Annotated in this window: 13 protein-coding genes; 2 read left to right on the top strand and 11 right to left on the bottom strand. The window is 58.4% G+C overall.

Features of this window, described 5'->3' with window-relative positions:
- Positions 1-15: 15 nt before the first annotated feature.
- From recG to gmk, 5 genes are all read right to left on the bottom strand, one after another.
- On the bottom strand, positions 16-2,097 hold the full coding sequence (gene recG, locus ACSF8X_RS01230) for an ATP-dependent DNA helicase RecG (RefSeq protein ID WP_500850522.1): 2,082 nt from the start codon (positions 2,095-2,097) through the stop codon (positions 16-18).
- 21 nt (positions 2,098-2,118) lie between these two features.
- Positions 2,119-2,823 (bottom strand): tRNA (guanosine(18)-2'-O)-methyltransferase TrmH, encoded by a 705-nt coding sequence (gene trmH / locus ACSF8X_RS01225; protein WP_500850521.1) that lies wholly within the window; start codon positions 2,821-2,823, stop codon positions 2,119-2,121.
- A gap of 78 nt (positions 2,824-2,901) precedes the next feature.
- Positions 2,902-5,007 (bottom strand): bifunctional GTP diphosphokinase/guanosine-3',5'-bis pyrophosphate 3'-pyrophosphohydrolase, encoded by a 2,106-nt coding sequence (spoT, locus tag ACSF8X_RS01220; RefSeq protein WP_500850520.1) that lies wholly within the window; start codon positions 5,005-5,007, stop codon positions 2,902-2,904.
- Between the two features lie 18 nt (positions 5,008-5,025).
- Entirely contained in the window at positions 5,026-5,301 is a 276-nt protein-coding gene (gene rpoZ / locus ACSF8X_RS01215; protein ID WP_007469460.1) for a DNA-directed RNA polymerase subunit omega, read from the bottom strand.
- Between the two features lie 57 nt (positions 5,302-5,358).
- The gene (gmk, locus tag ACSF8X_RS01210) at positions 5,359-5,982 is read right to left on the bottom strand and encodes a guanylate kinase (protein WP_047877764.1); all 624 of its coding nucleotides are present in this window, start codon (positions 5,980-5,982) and stop codon (positions 5,359-5,361) included.
- 434 nt (positions 5,983-6,416) lie between these two features.
- Here gmk and ACSF8X_RS01205 point away from each other — a divergent pair, with 434 nt between their 5' ends.
- Both ACSF8X_RS01205 and ACSF8X_RS01200 read left to right on the top strand, forming a co-directional pair.
- Positions 6,417-7,445, top strand: a complete 1,029-nt coding sequence (locus ACSF8X_RS01205; protein WP_500850519.1) for a glycosyltransferase family 9 protein — start codon at positions 6,417-6,419, stop codon at positions 7,443-7,445.
- A gap of 23 nt (positions 7,446-7,468) precedes the next feature.
- The gene (locus tag ACSF8X_RS01200; RefSeq protein WP_500850518.1) at positions 7,469-8,530 is read left to right on the top strand and encodes a polysaccharide pyruvyl transferase family protein; all 1,062 of its coding nucleotides are present in this window, start codon (positions 7,469-7,471) and stop codon (positions 8,528-8,530) included.
- 89 nt (positions 8,531-8,619) lie between these two features.
- Here the strand turns inward: ACSF8X_RS01200 and waaA are convergent, their stop codons facing one another.
- From waaA to ACSF8X_RS01170, 6 genes are all read right to left on the bottom strand, one after another.
- Positions 8,620-9,891: a lipid IV(A) 3-deoxy-D-manno-octulosonic acid transferase gene (gene waaA / locus ACSF8X_RS01195; RefSeq protein ID WP_500850517.1), complete on the bottom strand. Its 1,272-nt coding sequence runs from the start codon at positions 9,889-9,891 to the stop codon at positions 8,620-8,622.
- Between the two features lie 111 nt (positions 9,892-10,002).
- The gene (locus tag ACSF8X_RS01190) at positions 10,003-11,040 is read right to left on the bottom strand and encodes a glycosyltransferase family 9 protein (protein ID WP_500850516.1); all 1,038 of its coding nucleotides are present in this window, start codon (positions 11,038-11,040) and stop codon (positions 10,003-10,005) included.
- A gap of 4 nt (positions 11,041-11,044) precedes the next feature.
- Positions 11,045-12,073 (bottom strand): lipopolysaccharide heptosyltransferase II, encoded by a 1,029-nt coding sequence (waaF, locus tag ACSF8X_RS01185; RefSeq protein WP_500850515.1) that lies wholly within the window; start codon positions 12,071-12,073, stop codon positions 11,045-11,047.
- A complete protein-coding gene (locus ACSF8X_RS01180; protein ID WP_500850514.1) occupies positions 12,070-13,320 on the bottom strand; it encodes an O-antigen ligase family protein in 1,251 nt (416 codons plus the stop codon). Before ACSF8X_RS01180 ends, waaF begins: the two co-directional genes overlap by 4 nt.
- A gap of 5 nt (positions 13,321-13,325) precedes the next feature.
- On the bottom strand, positions 13,326-15,098 hold the full coding sequence (locus ACSF8X_RS01175; RefSeq protein ID WP_500850513.1) for a bifunctional glycosyltransferase family 4 protein/polysaccharide deacetylase: 1,773 nt from the start codon (positions 15,096-15,098) through the stop codon (positions 13,326-13,328).
- A gap of 181 nt (positions 15,099-15,279) precedes the next feature.
- Entirely contained in the window at positions 15,280-16,143 is an 864-nt protein-coding gene (locus ACSF8X_RS01170) for a YicC/YloC family endoribonuclease (protein WP_047877772.1), read from the bottom strand.
- Between the last annotated feature and the right edge of the window lie 202 nt (positions 16,144-16,345).

The raw sequence follows: 16,345 nt of genomic DNA, 5'->3' as shown, positions 1-16,345 counted from the left end.
GCTTGATAAGGGGGATCAGGCGTTGGAGTAGTTTTCGCGCTGGCCCAGCCAGCGGTCGATAATCGCCTTGGCATTGGCCGGATAGTGGTCGTGGAGGTAGCGGGCCAGCTTCTGGACCTGCGGGATCAGGTGTTGGTCGCGAACCAGATCGGCGACCTTGAATTCGGCAATACCGGTCTGTTTGGTGCCCAGCAGCTCGCCCGGGCCACGGATCTCCAGATCGCGCTGGGCAATCACGAAGCCGTCGCTGCTCTCGCGCAGTACGCCGAGGCGCTTCTGGGCCGTTTTAGATAGCGGGGCGCGGTAGAGCAGGACACAGTGGCTGGCAACCTTGCCTCGGCCGACCCGGCCACGGAGCTGGTGGAGCTGGGCAAGGCCGAGCCGCTCCGGGTTTTCAATGACCATCAGGCTGGCATTGGGCACGTCGACCCCGACTTCGATCACCGTGGTGGCGACCAGCAAGTGGAGCTCGCCGTCTTTGAATTGCTGCATGATGGTCTGTTTTTCTGCCGGTTTCATCCGGCCGTGGACCAGCCCGATCTTGAGCTCCGGTAGCTGGGCGGTGAGCTCGGCGGCAGTATCGGAAGCGGCCTGGGCCTCTAAGACTTCTGACTCGTCGATCAGGGTGCAGACCCAGTAGGCCTGACGGCCCTCGTCGAGGCAGGCGGCACGGATCCGGTTGATGATGTCCGCCCGGCGTGAGTCCGGCAGCGCCACGGTTTGGATCGGGGTCCGTCCCGGCGGCAGCTCGTCAATGACCGAGGTTTCGAGATCGGCATAGGCGGTCATCGCCAGCGTGCGCGGGATCGGGGTCGCGGTCATGATCAGCTGGTGCGGGTAGCGGCCTTCGTTGGCCCCTTTTTCGCGCAGCTCGAGTCGCTGGTGGACGCCGAAGCGGTGTTGTTCATCGATGATGACCAGTGCGAGGTTGGCAAAGACAACCTGCTCCTGAAACAGGGCGTGGGTGCCGACCACCATTTTGGCCTCGCCGCTTTCGATGCGGGCCAGCTCGCTGTCGCGGGCCTTGCCCTTGAGCTTGCCGGCCAGCCAGCCGACCTCGATCCCGAGCGGGTTGAGCCAACTGGCAAAGTTGCTGGCATGCTGCTCGGCCAACAGTTCGGTCGGGGCCATCAGGGCCACCTGAAAGCCATGTTCTATGGCGCGCAGTGCCGCCAGTGCCGCAACCAGCGTTTTGCCTGAGCCAACGTCACCCTGCACCAGCCGCATCATCGGATGGGGGCGGGCAAGATCCTGTTCGATATCGGCCACGACCCGCTGCTGGGCTCCCGTTGGGCTGAACGGCAGGCTGCCGAGCAGTTGCTGCTTTAGGTTATCGGAGGTTGCCAGAGGCCAAGCGGCATGTTGCTGGCCCTTGCTGCGAACTGCCAGCATCGAGAGGTTCTGGGCCAAGAGCTCTTCGAGGATCAGGCGCTGCTGGGCGGGGTGCTTGCCGGCCTCGAGCTGGTCGAGGGAGACGTCCGGGGTCGGGCGGTGCATGATGTGCAGCGCCTCGGCCAGTGTCATTTGGCGGTCGTAGAGCCCCTCCGGCAGCAGTTCGCGCACCGCGGCCCGGTCGAGCAGGCGCAGGGCCTGATCGGTGAGGTTGCGCAGGGTCAGCTGGCGCAGGCCGTCGGTGGTCGGGTAGACCGGGGTCAGGGTCTCCTCGACGCTGAGCTCGGTTGGCTCAGAGAAGACCTTGTAATCGGGGTGGATGATCTCCAGCCCGTACTGGCCGCGCTTGAGCTCGCCGTAGGCCTTGACCTGCTTGCCGTCGGCAAGGCTATTTTTCATTGCGGCGTTGAAATTGAAAAAACGCAGGGTCGCCGTGCCGGTCTGGTCGCCGATTTTGACGGTCAGCATCTTGCGCTTGCCGAAGCTGATGTTGCTGTGGAGCACCTCGCCTTGAACGGTCAGGTACTGGCCGGGCATCGCACTGCCGATCGGCCAGATCCGGGTACGGTCCTCATAGCGGAGCGGCAGGTGGAACAGGAGATCCTGAATCGTCACCAGACCGATTTTGTGCAGTTTTTCTGCCATTTTGGCCCCGACCCCGGAAAGTTCGGTCAGGGCGATGGTATCGAGTAGTTGTCCGCTCATGCTATGGGATGTCCGTGTCGGTTACTTGCGTTTTTTGGGTTCGATGGCCTGGATTGCGGCCCACCACTGCTCGTCGGCATCGATTTGGCCGTCGGCATCCAGCGGCGGGTAGGCTAGCCCCTTGCGCTTGGCGACCTTGGCCAATACCGGGTGACCGCGCTCGAACAGGATTCGGTGGACGGTCTCGTCCGGCAATTGGGTGCGCTCGCGCTGGTACATTCCAGCATTTTGCCGCTGGCGCTGTGCTTCGTAAAGGATCAGTGCGCTGGCGACCGAGACATTGAGCGACTGGACCATGCCGACCATCGGGATGATGATGTCCTGATCGGCCATCGCCAATGCTTCCGGGGTGATCCCGTTCTTCTCGCCGCCGAGGATGATGGCCGTTGGCTTGGTGTAGTCGACTTCGCGGAAATCAATCGCGGTGTCTGACAGGTTGGTTGCCAGTACCTGCATGCCCTGTGCCTTGAGGCTGCTTACGGCGTCGATCATGGAATCGTGGACATCGAGCTCGACCCAGTTGCGGGCGCCGGCCGAGGTGTTGCTGAGTACCCGCATGTTTGATTTTGGCCAGACGGCATGAACTTTGTGAACCCCGACGGCATCGGCGGTACGGATGATGGCCGAGACGTTGTTGGGCTTGTGGACCTCCTCCATGCACACGGTCAGGTCGGGCTGGCGGGTGGCAAGTACCTCGTGGATACGCTGGAATCGCTCTGGAGTCATTGTTTTCTACCTAAAGAAAACGCCCGTTAGCGGGCGTTTGTGTATTGCTTTGCGAGCCTGCAGCGGCAGACCACAGTGTCAGTTTTTCTGTCGAGATACCCGGACGACGTTCGGCATGACCCGGATCCGGCGCATGATGTTGGCCAGATGGATCCGTCCTTTGGTCGTCAGGCGCACCGTGATGGTGTACAGGCGTCCGTCCTTTTCCTCCGTTGCCAGGCCTTGGATATTGGATCCGGTCGCGGCAATGGTGTTGGTCAGATCAGCCAGAGCACCTTGGTGGTTCTGCATATCGACCTTGAGGTTGGTGACGAACTCCTGCTCGAAGTCCTCGCTCCACTCGACGGCCATGTACTTGTCCGGCTCGCGCTGGTAGCCGCGGATGTTGGCACATTCCTCGCGGTGGATCACCAGCCCCTTGCCCGGGCTGACATGGGCCATGATCGGGTCGCCGTGGATCGGGTGGCAGCAGTTGGCAAAGGTCAGCAGGATGCCATCGGCACCACGGATCGGCAGGCGCTTGCTGTGCTCGTCGAGATCGTTGAGCTCGTCGGCATTGCCCAGCAGGCGTCGGGCGATGACCACGCTCATCAGCTCGCCAAGGCCGATTTCGGCCAGCAGATCCTCGGTGTTGGCCAAGCGCAGATCGGCCAGTACCTGCTGGAGGTTGTCCGGGTTGATCTGGTCGAGCTTTGGTCCGCCAAGGGCATGGTTGAGCAGGCGGCGGCCGAGGACAACAGATTCCTCGCGGCGCATGGTCTTGAGGACCTGGCGGATCTTGGTGCGTGCCCGCGAAGTGACCACGAAGTTGAGCCATGCCGCGTTCGGGCGGGCACCCGGCGCGCTGATGATCTCGACGGTCTGACCGTTCTTGAGCGGCTTGCTCAGCGGGTAAGGCTGGCGCTCGACACGCGAACCGACACAGGCGTTGCCGACATCGGTATGCACGGCATAGGCAAAGTCCACGGCGGTTGCACCGACAGGCAGTTCGACGATTCGGCCTTTCGGGGTAAAAACGTAAATCTCATCTGGGAACAGATCGGATTTGACGTTCTCGATGAACTCGAACGAGCTGCCGGCACTCTGCTGGAGCTCGAGCAGGCTCTGCATCCAGCGCTGGGCCTTGACCTGGGCGGTGGTGCCTGAGTTCTCATTGTCTTTGTACGACCAGTGGGCCGCGACGCCCTTGTCGGCCATCTGGTCCATGTCCTCGGTCCGGATCTGGACTTCGACAGGGACACCGTGCGGGCCGACCAGCGAGGTGTGCAGCGACTGGTAGCCGTTGGCTTTCGGGATCGCGATATAGTCTTTCATCCGGCTCGGGCGAGGCTTGTACAGGTTGTGGACCTGTCCCAGCACCCGGTAGCAGGTATCTAGATCTTTGACCAGAACCCGGAACGCGTAGATATCCATGATCGAATGGAAGCGCTGCTCCTTGTTCTTCATCTTGTTGTAGATGGAGTAGAGGTTCTTCTCGCGGCCCAGAACGGTACCTTCGATCCCCGCGTCACAGAGGCGGCCCTCGATTTCGGCGTGGATCTTGTTAATCATTTCTTTGCGGTTGCCGCGGGCGGAGGCCACGACTTCCTTGAGGACACGGTAGCGGTTAGGGTACAGCGCCTCGAAACCCAGCTCTTCGAGCTCGGTCTTGATATTGTGGATACCCAGTCGGTGTGCGAGCGGTGAGAAGATTTCCAGGGTCTCGCGGGCAATGCGGCGGCGCTTGTCAGGGCGCAGGGCACCGAGGGTACGCATGTTGTGCGTTCGGTCTGCCAGCTTGATCAGGATAACGCGGATATCATGGGCCATTGCCATGATCATCTTGCGGAAGTTCTCCGCCTGCGCTTCTTTGCGGTCGCGGAACTTGAGTTTGTCCAGCTTGGATACCCCGTCAACCAGCTCGGCAACGGTCGAACCGAAACGGCTGTCGAGATCGTCTTTGGTGATCTCGGTGTCTTCGATGACGTCGTGGAGCAGGGCGGCCATGAGGGTCTCGTAGTCGAGGCGCATTTCGGCCAGGATACGGGCTACGGCAATGGGGTGGATGATGTAGGGCTCGCCGCTAGAGCGAGTCTGCCCTTCGTGGGCATCGCGCGCAACAAGGTAGGCCTGCCTGAGCGCCTCGATTTGAGACTCAGGCAGGTAGTCAGTTGCGACTTCTTTCAGGCTATCAAAAAGATACAATTCGCCCGGTTCCCTGAATTAACGGTTGTTGCCGGCAATGGCACTGACAGCGGCTAGTTCAGCTGCTTCTTGCTCTTGAAGCTCCTGGCGCTCGCGGGCATCAAGGATGTCTTTGGTGATCAGGCCTTCTTCGATTTCGCGCAGCGCGATAACGGTGTACTTATCGTTTTCTTCCGGAACCAGTGGATCCTTGCCGCCGGTTTGCATTTGACGAGCGCGGCGTGCAGCAATTTGGATTAGATCGAAACGGTTACCAATTTTATCAACTGCGTCTTGAACGGTTACGCGTGCCATGGAGGACTCCAGTGGTTAACAAATAAAGAAAGATGGAAAATTGTACAAAAATACGGGCTACTCTGCCAGTAGGGCAGTGAGCATGCTGTTATATTTAGCAGCTTGCTTGTCTTGCTTCAATCGTTCGGCGCGGATAATGGCTTTTAAATCCATCAGGGCAACGTCGAAATCATCGTTGACGATCACGTAGTCGTACTCGTTGTAATGGGAGATTTCCGAGCGGGCTTCTTGCATGCGACGGGCAATTACGGTGTCGCTGTCCTGGCCGCGGGCATTGAGACGGCGCTCAAGCTCTTCTTTCGATGGCGGTAGGATGAACAGGCTTTTGGCCGCTGGCATCTGCTTGCGGATTTGACGCGCTCCTTGCCAGTCGATATCCAGGAATACGTCGATTCCCTTGTCCAGCTGCTGCTCAATCCACAGGCGCGAGGTGCCGTAGTAGTTGCCGAAGACTTCCGCATGCTCAAGGAATGACCCTTGTTCTACAAGCTCAAGAAATTCTTCTACGCGAACGAAATTGTAATGAACACCGTGTTCTTCGCCTGGGCGCATGCCGCGAGTGGTGTGGGACACGGATACTTTCATGTCATAGGTCGGGTTAGTTTCCAGTAGGGCGTTGATCAGACTGGATTTGCCTGCGCCGCTTGGTGCCGACACGATGTATAGAGTACCTTTGCTCATTGCCTATTTTCACTCAGTGATAGAAGGGCGCGCAGATTATCACGAACTGCGGGCAATTGAAATTGGCTGATTGCTGGATAATTGATCTTTTTGATCTTCGGCTTCACATGTTATACGCGGGATCGCCGCCCTCAGATGCTACTTGGATAAGTATATACCCAAGCCCTTCTAAAAGGCTGGTTTTCGCTGGTTGCTTACTCGTCGTCGTCGGTACCGGAGGTTTGGCATCCGGAGATTTGTCAGGATTTGCCAAAATGTGCCGGTTTTGCAGGATAAAAGGGCGGCGAACGTAGAGGATTGGAACGGCTTCAGGTTAAACTGTGACCCTTGCCGCGATATGCCAACGTCTGTGTGGACGTCATATTGTGCGCTAATCTGGCTTTGTGGCTGATTTTACAATGTTTGCGTATTTGGGATAACAAGAGTTGCAGGTTATGAAAGCGATAGTTAGTCGAATTCAGCGTTGGAGGGACACGGTGCGCCGCCAGCTGGGCATCATGCTGTTTGATACCAATCGACCGGTATCGATGGAGATGGGGCAGGCCCGCAGTATCTTGTTTGTCCGCAACGATGCCAAGCTCGGTGACGCGATTGTGTCGTCAGGCTTGATCCGCAAGCTGCGTAAATACCGCCCCGAAGTCAAAATTTCGGTGCTGACATCGGCTGGCATGGCTTCGCTGTTCAAGGACGACTTCGGTGTTGACCAAGTGGTGCACCTTAGTAAGCGCCCGAGCTATCGTGAAATCCGCGAGGTGGCCGAGGCCGTAGGGCCGGTTGATATGGTGGTGTCGCTCAATCAAGATATGAAGATGAAGGACATTTACCTGCTGCGCCAGCTCAAGTCGCAGTTGAATGTCGGCTTGGACCCGGCGGTCAAGTTGGTCAACGTCAACATCCAGCAGGCGATCCGCGATGTGCACTTCGCCGACAAGTTTGACCATCTGGCCAGCATGATGGGTATTGAGGGGCCTTGTGAACCGTACATGGTGCCGCTGCATCAGGCATCGCTGGAGAAGGTATCGGCCTTTCTTCGCCAGCGAGGCATTGAACGCTATGCGCTGCTGAACCCTTATGGCAGTGGCAACGAGCGAAAATTGAATGCCGAGAAGATAAATCAGATCATCCGTACCTTGCAGGCGGATGACGACGAGCTGGCAGTAGTGATACTGTCGGCACCGGATAGCCGAGAGGCGATTGCCGCCCTGCCAGTGGAGTATTCCGAGCGGGTGGTGCATTTCGACCAGAGCGGGTCGATTTACGACGCGATTGCCGCCGTTGAGTTGGCCGAGTTGGTGATTAGCGTCGATACTGCCATTGTCCATATCGCTACAGGGCTTGGCAAAAACCAAATTGCGATCTATCGGGACGATAAGGATAATTTTGCTAACTGGCACCCGAATTCAGCAAAATCCAAAGTTATCATCTCTGACGAAGATATTAATAGCTTTGACTTTACTCTTTGACCGTTATTTAGAAAGGTAATTGAATGAAAAACGTCGTGTACTCGACTACCAGACAGTGGAACCCAGGTGATGAATTTATCCTGATGGGGACACAGTACCTAATGGAAAAGGTAATTGGTAAGCACAATCCAATTATTTATAACCGTAACCCTCAAACACGTAGAGCCAGAAAATTCGACCTGATTAAGGCCATTGATAACCTCGTTGGTAAAGATTTTGTTGAAAAGTTCTTGGATAACTCGGTAAAAGACCGTCCGGAAATGGATTACGCCGACATGGTGGTATTCGCCGGTTCGCCTGAGTGGCGCGGACGCCGGATGAACAAGCTGTATGAGTCGATCAATACTTACCAGCTGCCGTCCGTGTTCCTAGGTCTAGGTACTAGCGGCCCGTTCTCTTTCTCGCCGGAGCACTTCTCTGCGGCGGAAATGCCGGTGTTCGAGAAGGCCAAGCTGATCACCTGTCGTGACGAGGTCTGCCATGCGGGGCTGCAGTCACTAGGTGCCCACCACCTGCCGTGTCCGGCGCTGTTCTCCAGCCCGACCTACCGCAAGGTGACTAAGGTTAAGAAGATCGGTATTTTGTACGGTACGAGCAGTGCTGTGGCCTGTAACAACGTGTCTGACGATACTTACCAGTTCATGATGCGTAATTACAAGGCGATGATCGAGCAGTTGTCGCCCGAGTACGAATTTGAGTTCATCGCCCACTACATCGATGAACTGTCTGATTTCAAGAAAGACTTCCCGGGCCACACCCTGCGTTATTCGTTCGATGCCAAGGACTACCGCGATATCTTCGCCGAGTATGATCTGATTGTCGGCTACCGGGTACACGGTATCGGTATGTGTGCTTCGATGGGTACGCCGGGCATCATGATTGCCCATGACCCGCGTGCGAGCACAGTGAAGGGCTTCTTGGCCGATATGGTCAACCTTGACTGCTCGACCGAGGATTTCATGGCGACGGTCAATGCCGCGATCGACGAGATTGCCGACCGCAGTGAGCGCCTGATCGCCCACCGTATTGCCACCGAGCAGGCTTATTTGGAGCTGCTACGCCCGGCCTTGGCAGACTGCAAGTAATAGGTTGATAGCCAGTCATACCGTGGCCGATAGGCGGTAGGAACAAAAAAGGACGCATTGTGCGTCCTTTTTTCGTTTTGGGCGAGGCTTCAGCGGGGGGGCATGATGCTGTCCAAGGTGCGCTGGTTGGCTCCGCGGTTGGCCTCGACGAAGGCCAGAAGGCTGTCGTGCTGCCGGGACATCTGTTCTGGGCTGTCCCACAGCTGGCACAGCCGGTGGGCGATCTCTGCGGGGGTTGTTACCACGGCCAGCCCGCCGGTTGCGGCCAGCGATTCGGTGATGTCGGCGAAGTTGTAGTAGCTCGGGCCGGTCAGGATCGGCGTGCCCAGCGCCGCAGGCTCTAGGACGTTGTGCCCGCCGACCTTGTCCCCGATGAGGCTTCCGCCCATGAAGCAGAGATCCGCCGCGCCGATCAGCTGGAGCATCTCGCCCATGGTATCGGCGAGGTAGACCTGGGTTTCTGGTGCCAGAGTCCCACGGGATTCAGTCCGGCGCTCGCAGGCAAACCGTGCTTGGCAAAGGGCGAATACGTCGTTGAACCGCTCGGGATGACGGGGGACGAGGATCAGCAGGGCATCCGGTTTCGTTGCCAGGAGCTGCGCATGGGCCTCGAGCAGCTGCTCGTCTTCGCCGGGGTGGGTGCTGGCAGCGATCCAAACCGGGCGTTGCGGCCCCAATGTCTGCCGCAGTTGCAGGCCCTGTTCGATGACGTCCGGTGAGGGGCTGATATCGAACTTGATCGATCCGGTGACCGCTACCTTGTCGGGAGAAAGCCCGAGCCGGACAAAGCGCGCGGCATCGTCGGGGTACTGGCAAAGCACCCGGGTGAGGTTGCCTGCCAGCAGGTCAAAGACCCTCTGGAATTTGGCATAGCGTTGGCAGGAGCGCTCGGAGAGGCGGGCGTTGATCACCGTGATCTGGATGCCGGCTTTGGCCACGGTATGCAGGGTGTTGGGCCACAACTCGGTTTCCATGATCAGCAGCTGGCTGGGGCGGACGCTATCCAGAAATCCCTTGACGGCAAAGGGGAAGTCGAAAGGCATGTAGCGGTGCTCGGCTATGTCGCAGAGCTTGGCTGCTTGCTCGGCCCCTGTCGGCGTGGTGGTGGTAATGACAATCGACTGGTCCGGGTACTGCTGCTTGAGGGCGCGGACGAACGGGGTCACGGCAATGGTCTCCCCGACGGATACGGCATGGATCCAGATTGGGGCCTTGGCCGCAGCCAGCGGTGGTGTCTGGCCGAAATGCTCTTTCCAGCGACGACCGACAGCGGGTTTGCCGTCGCGTTTCTTGTAGAGTCCCCACATCAGGAATGGCGAGGCGAGGCCGAGGACGAAAGTGTAAAGCCTGCGAATGAGCACGGTATTCCCTTCTGTTGTGTATGGTTGAAATTGACCGGGGTGATAAGCCAGCTTGCTTTGGGTGTGCCTGAAAACAAACGGGAGAACCTGACGGCTCTCCCATTGTCTGGTTTAGCAATATGCGGCTTGGGGCTCCAGTGCCGCCTCCATGCCAGCGATGATTTGCTCGCTGCTAGGCACGGTGCCGTCGGCATTCATCACGATCTGGTGGTTGCCATCCAGCGGGGTGTAGCGGAACGGCACGGTGGAGTAAAAAATACCGACGGTCGGGGTGTGGGTCGAAATCGCAACGTTGCGCACGCCGGTATCCGGCGCGACGACCAGACGGGCCTCGGCGACGAGCTCCACCAGTTGTTCTAGCGGCAGGCAGGGTTGGATCGAGAAGTTGTCGTTGGTTTCCAGATCGCTCAGGAACTCGCCCTTCTCAAAAGTGTTTTTGCCTTCTAGGTAAACATGGTGGTAGTCGGGGAAGCGCACGATGGCCTGCTCGATGAACGCCTTCATTTGCTCCTTGCTCAGGATTTTCGACTGGGTCGAGGCACCGTTGAAGTAAAGCACCTTCGGCATTGACTGCTGCTGGTCAAACAGGTCGAGATGGCTAGGGTAGCCGAAGTCCAGCGGGCGCCGCGGGTTGTGGCCCAGCATCTTGAGCATGTCGAGCATGCATTCCAGCTCCGGCTGGTAGTCGGAGCGGAATACCGCGATATTGTACAGCGTCCCGCACAGGTACGGCTTGTAGGGGAAACCGAACTTGAGCTTGGCCTTGCTGAACAGGGTCATCCAGTACGAGCGGTTGGTGCCGGCCAGATCGAAGATGATGTCCTGCTCCTCAAGCTGGGTGAAGTCGGCGATACGCTCTTTGAGGGTCAGCTCGTTCTTGCGGTGCTTGCCCTGCATGAACAGGGTCTCGTCGGCCAGATCCGACGGCGTCCCGTACTGGTAGTTCGAGACCCCGACCAAGGTGATCTTGGCATTTGGGAAAAACTTGCGCGCCTCGATCAGGAACGGGCGGACAATAACCTGATCGCCCAGCGCCGCGTGGCGAAAGACCGCGATTTTTTGGATTTTCTCGGGGGAGAAATCGTTGGCAATATAGCGTCGTGCCTGTTTCGATGCATAGGCACCGCGTTCAAACCATAGGTGTTGCATGCATTCATCCGATAAATTTTTCTACGGCTTGCAGAACCGTTGAGGGTGGTAGCTTGTTGAGACAGTCTAGGTGTTGCAGAGGGCACTCGCGCTTGAAGCACGGGCGGCACTCGATATCTGTGTGAACCATTTCCACGCTATCAGCAAGCGGCGGGGTGTATTTTGGTGAGCTAGAGCCATAAATTGCCACGATATTGCAGCCAACGGCGGCGGAGACATGCATCAGGCCGGAGTCGTTGCTGACCACGGTGTGGCAGGCCGCCAACAGGTCAACCGCCTCGATCAGGGTCGTTTCCCCGGCAAGGTTGTGACAGTGGGCCTGCAGTTCCGCTGGGAGCGTGTTGCGGATAGCCTCGGTAACTTCGCGGTCTTTGGCCGAGCCGAATAGCCAGATCTGCTGGCCTTTTTCGATTAGGCGCAGGGCAATCTCGGCATAGTGCCTTTCCGGCCAGCGCTTGGCCGGGCCGAACTCTGCCCCCGGGCACAGGCCGATAGCCGGCCGGTCGGTTGAGAGGCTATGGCGTGCCAGTGCCTGCTGTTGTGCCTGCGGGTCGACGCTCAGTGCCGGGCGCGGGCAGTTGGCCAGTTTGACCTGCTGCAACATGCTGTCCTTGGGATAGGCGAGGGCGACGTAGCGTTCGACCATGTACTGGAATACCTTGCGGTCAGGGCGCAGGTCATTGAGTAGGCCGTAACGCATTTCGCCTTTCCATCCGGTGCGGGACGCGACCCCGGCAAACAGCGGGATCAGGGCCGATTTGGCCGAGTTTGGCAGTACGAATGCATGGGTGTAGCCGTTGCCGGCCAGGCTGCGGCCAAGCTTCCATCGGCCGCTCAGGTTGAACATGCCGTGACCGATTGGCATTTCCAGTGCCTGGTTGATTTCCGGCATGCGCTCGAGGATCGGTTTGCACCAAGCCGGGGCCAGTACGTCGATGGTGGCCTCGGGATGCTGTTGCTTCAGTGTGGTGTAGAGGCTTTGTGACATCACCATGTCACCGACCCATGACGGGCCGATAATCAGAATCTTCATTGAGTGTGGCTCGGTTGCTCGATGCTATTGTCTATATTGTACTTTTCGATGCTGACCTGCGCAAAGAACACCGCCAGCATGAAGCCGTAGAAGGCACTGATGGTGTTGGCTTGCAGCAGGGCCTCGGTCAGGCCGTAAATCATGAATCCGGCAATGAATACGGTGGCGGTGAACCCCCACTGGCTGCGGTGCGATCGGTAGTGGCGCAGGAAAATCACGGCGGGCACGATCAGCATCATCAAGATAGCGAGGAAGCTCAGGCTGCCGGTACTGGCGAGCATTTCAAAGTACTGGCTGTGGGCATGGCCACGGTTGAGATCGCGGATATAGGCGTTGACCTTGCCTTCGGCATAGAGTTGGTGGTTCAGGGCCTCGCGGTCATGGTACGGCAGGCCGATCAGCGGGCTCTGCTCGAAGGCGTCAGTGGCTGCCCGCCACAGCAGGAGCCGGGTACCGCTCGAGGTGGCCTCGGCAACCTTGCCAGTGGCGATATCGGTAAATTCGACCAAGGTAAAATTCATCCGCTCTTTGAAGCTCGGCGAGAGCTGGTAGGCCGCCAGCGAGGTGAATACCACCGCCAGCGCCGCGATAACCAGTAGCTTCCAGTTGGTGCGTTGCCAGTAGATCAGAATACCGAAGAACAGCAGGAGCGGCAGGGCGAAAATCGCGCCGCGGGTAAAGGTCAGCAAGGTGGCAGCCGCGGCGCAGCAGGCTGCGGCTGCCAGTGTTTTCTTCCAGCGGGTAAAGGGGAGCAGGCAGGCTGCAAGGGCGGTCAGGGCGGCGGCAAGGTAGCCGAAGTTGATGCTGTAGAGAAAACCGTCCACCCGTGGCATGCCGAGGACGAAATACTGGTAAACGGCGAGGCACAGTGCGCCGAGGCTGCCGGCCATGAGCCCCGCTGAGAGATAGGGCGCAATATCCTGTCCTTTGAGGACCCGCGAGAACATCAGGTAGATCGGGATACACAGCAGCAGCCTCAGCCCCCCGTCGAAATAGCGCAGGGTGGTGCCGTCGAGGACCGTGATCGGGATATTGACCAGGAAGTAGGTGGACAGACAGGCCATCACCAGCGCGTCGAAACGGGTCAGCCGGATGGCTTTTCTGTGCTTGACGAGATAGGTGACCGAAACCAGTACCATCAGCGCAATGACCGCCACGCTCCAGTTGTCCGTGGTCAGCAGCAGGGCCGGGACCAAGGCGATACTCAGTAGCGACAATGGGGTCGTGATATTTTTCGTTCGCTGCATCTGGCCTACTTCTTCTTCGCTTTTCTGAAGGTGTAATTACCGCGTACCTTGCGCCACAGGCCGAAGACATCGGTTTTCGGGAATATGGCGATCCGGCGGATCTGGTAGCGGTCCTGGTGCAGTGCCAGCGGGCCGCTGTTGGTCGCGACGGCAAACTGGTAACCCAGCTCTGCCGCCAAGTCCTTGGAGTCCTGGTTGTGGTCGCCGTACGGGTAGGCGAAGGAGCACAGCGGCTCGCCCAGCAGGGCTTCCAGCTCGGCCTTGTTCTGCGAGATCTCGGTTTGCTGCTCGTCCCGGCCAAGCTGGCTCAGGCGCGGGTGGGTCAGGGTATGGCCACCGATCTCGATACTGCCCGAGTCGTGCAGCGCCTTGACCTCGTCGCGTGACATCAGGACGACGGGTTTCTCCGGGTTGCTCTCTACCTCGACATCCCACTTGTTGAAGGTTTCCCCGGTGACCACGTACACCACGGCCTTGAAGCCGTATTTCTGCAGCAGCGGCAGCAGCAGTTCGTGGTTGTCGCGGTAGCCGTCGTCGACGGTGATGATGATGTAGCGCTTGCCGTACTCGAGCCGGTGGATGAGGCCCTTGTCGGCCAGATCCCGGAAGGTCAGGGTCTCGAAGCCCATCTTTTTGAGCAGGGCAAAGTGCTTGTCGAGCATGTCGACATGCATGTAGGTGCCGTGTACCCCCTTCTCGCTGTCATCCTTGATGAAGCGGTGGTACATGATCACCGGGACTTCGCGCTGCAGTTTCTCGACGTAGACGCTCTGGTAGTTGTCTTCGAGCTGGTCGACGATGGCGGCAAGGTCGTAGTTGGCCTTGATGGCTTGCGCCACCGCTTGGTCGCAGTGAGGCTGGCTGAGGCCTTGCTCGACCAGTGCCGGGATGGTGGTGAAATCGATATCGAGGTTCTTCGGCCCGATATCGCCGAAGTTGGTGGCCATGGCATCGGCCAGGTTGTCCGGGCCGACGATGCCGATACAGCGCGCCTCACCGATAGCCAGGGTCGGGCGGCCGCAGAGCAGCGCTTCCATCGCGACCCGTCCTGCCCCGATCACCAGATCGGAACCGGCCATGACGGACTGGACGTCATTGGTATAGCCGGCAAAGGTGACGGTATCGGTAAACGGCGCGAAGGTGTCGGTGAGCTCGGAGCCAGACACGACGCGGATATCGTATTTTTCCGCATCGAGGCATTCGCTGAGCAGCTTGTGGCAGACATCGCCCTTGGGGCCGGACAGGCGGCCGATAATGGTAATGACCGGCTTGCGGTTGGCCGGGGCCGCCTGCCACTGGAAGGTGCCGGTTTCAATGCCGTTGCGGCTGACGGCCATGGTATCGAGCGGCACGTCCAGATCGCGGTGGAGCTGGTCGCGGATGGCTTCGCAGACCGGCAGGGCCTTGTCGCCCATAGCATGGAATTTCTTGCGCGAGGCATGGACGGGCTGGCGGCCGTGGACCGTGGTCACCATCGGGGTGTTGGTCAGCTTGCAGGCGATATGGCAGCTCCAGCTCGAGGCGCGAGAATGGGCATGGACCAGCTGGATGTTGTGCTTTTTGATTAGGTAGATCAGGTAGGCGACGTGCCAGAAACGGCGGGGTACGTTGCGTTTGTTGAACCGCAGTTTGAAAAATGGCCCTTGGTGAGGCTTGGTTAGCGTGTCGGACACGTAAAACACATTGTGTCCACGCTGGGTCAGCTCGTCGCCGACGGTCGTTGCGTAGACTTCCGCACCAGTCACTTCGAGCTGGGATAGGGCCATTAAAATATTCATCAAATCACACGTATTTAAAATGTCGTTTTTTTATTAAGGACTCTCATTATTCATGATAGCCCTTGGATCTGCAACGCCTAGGGATCTGCTTCTATATGGTTAGGATCCCATTACTGACAAGCAAAAAAACGCCCTGCTAGCAGGGCATTTTGGAATAGACAAGTAGCAGCCTAAGCGGCGTTTACTCGATGTTCTGGATCTGCTCGCGCATCTGTTCGATAAGCACTTTGAGCTCGACAGCCGCGCTTGTGATTTCGGTGTTGATCGACTTAGAGGCCAGGGTGTTCGACTCGCGGTTGAATTCCTGCATCATGAAGTCGAGGCGTCGGCCACAGGCACCGCCTTTCTTCATGATTTTCTGGGTTTCCTTGACGTGTGAGTCTAGGCGGTCGAGTTCCTCGGCCACGTCACTTTTTTGTGCCAGCATGATCAGTTCCTGCTCGACGCGGTTGGCATCCAGCTCGACCTTGGCTTCTTCTAGGCGGGTAAGGATGCGCTCGCGCTGCCAGTTCATCACTTCCGGCATCATGCTGCGTACCTTGGCGGCTTCCGCCGAGATGGCGTCAAGGCGCTGTTCAATCAAGACCTTCATGTTGTCGCCTTCGCTGGCGCGGGCGGCAAGGAAGTCATCGACCGCCAGTTCAAAGCCCGCCAGCAGATCCTGATTGATGGCGTCGAGATCCTGCTCGGGAGCTTCCATCACGCCAGGCCAGTTCAGTACCTGGAAAGGACCGATGCTGCCTTCGCCAGCGGCATCCTTCACCCATTTGGCCGCTTTGATCACCTGCTTGGCTAGTTCTTCGTTGATGGTCAGCTCGGTATTGGCGGCTGGGTTGATCTCAAAGCGCAGGCCACATTCCACCTTGCCGCGTGCTAGGCGCTTGCGGAAGCGCTCGCGCAGAACCGGCTCAAGGCTGCGGAACTGCTCCGGCAGGCGGAGGTAGGTTTCTAGGTAGCGTTGGTTGACGGAGCGGATTTCCCAAACGGCTGTTCCCCAGTCGGCTTTTACTTCGCGACGGGCATAGGCGGTCATACTGTGGATCATTGGCGGTTGGCCTCTTTGCTAAAGGTAAGAATCCTGCTGTTTTGCTGTCGGCCCGGGGGCTGCCAGCGTTGTGCTCACCAAGGGGCGCAGGCTTCATGGTGGCCTGATTATAGCACTCTCTATAAGGGTGTTTCAGTGCGAATTTAATAGCTTGGCTATCCGGTCGATGATTATCGGCATTGCGTCACATCCTCGGTTGGCG

The organism is Photobacterium panuliri, from assembly GCF_059920555.1.
The sequence above is the reverse complement of the archived record's forward strand: the minus strand, read 5'-3'. Positions and strand labels throughout refer to the sequence as shown.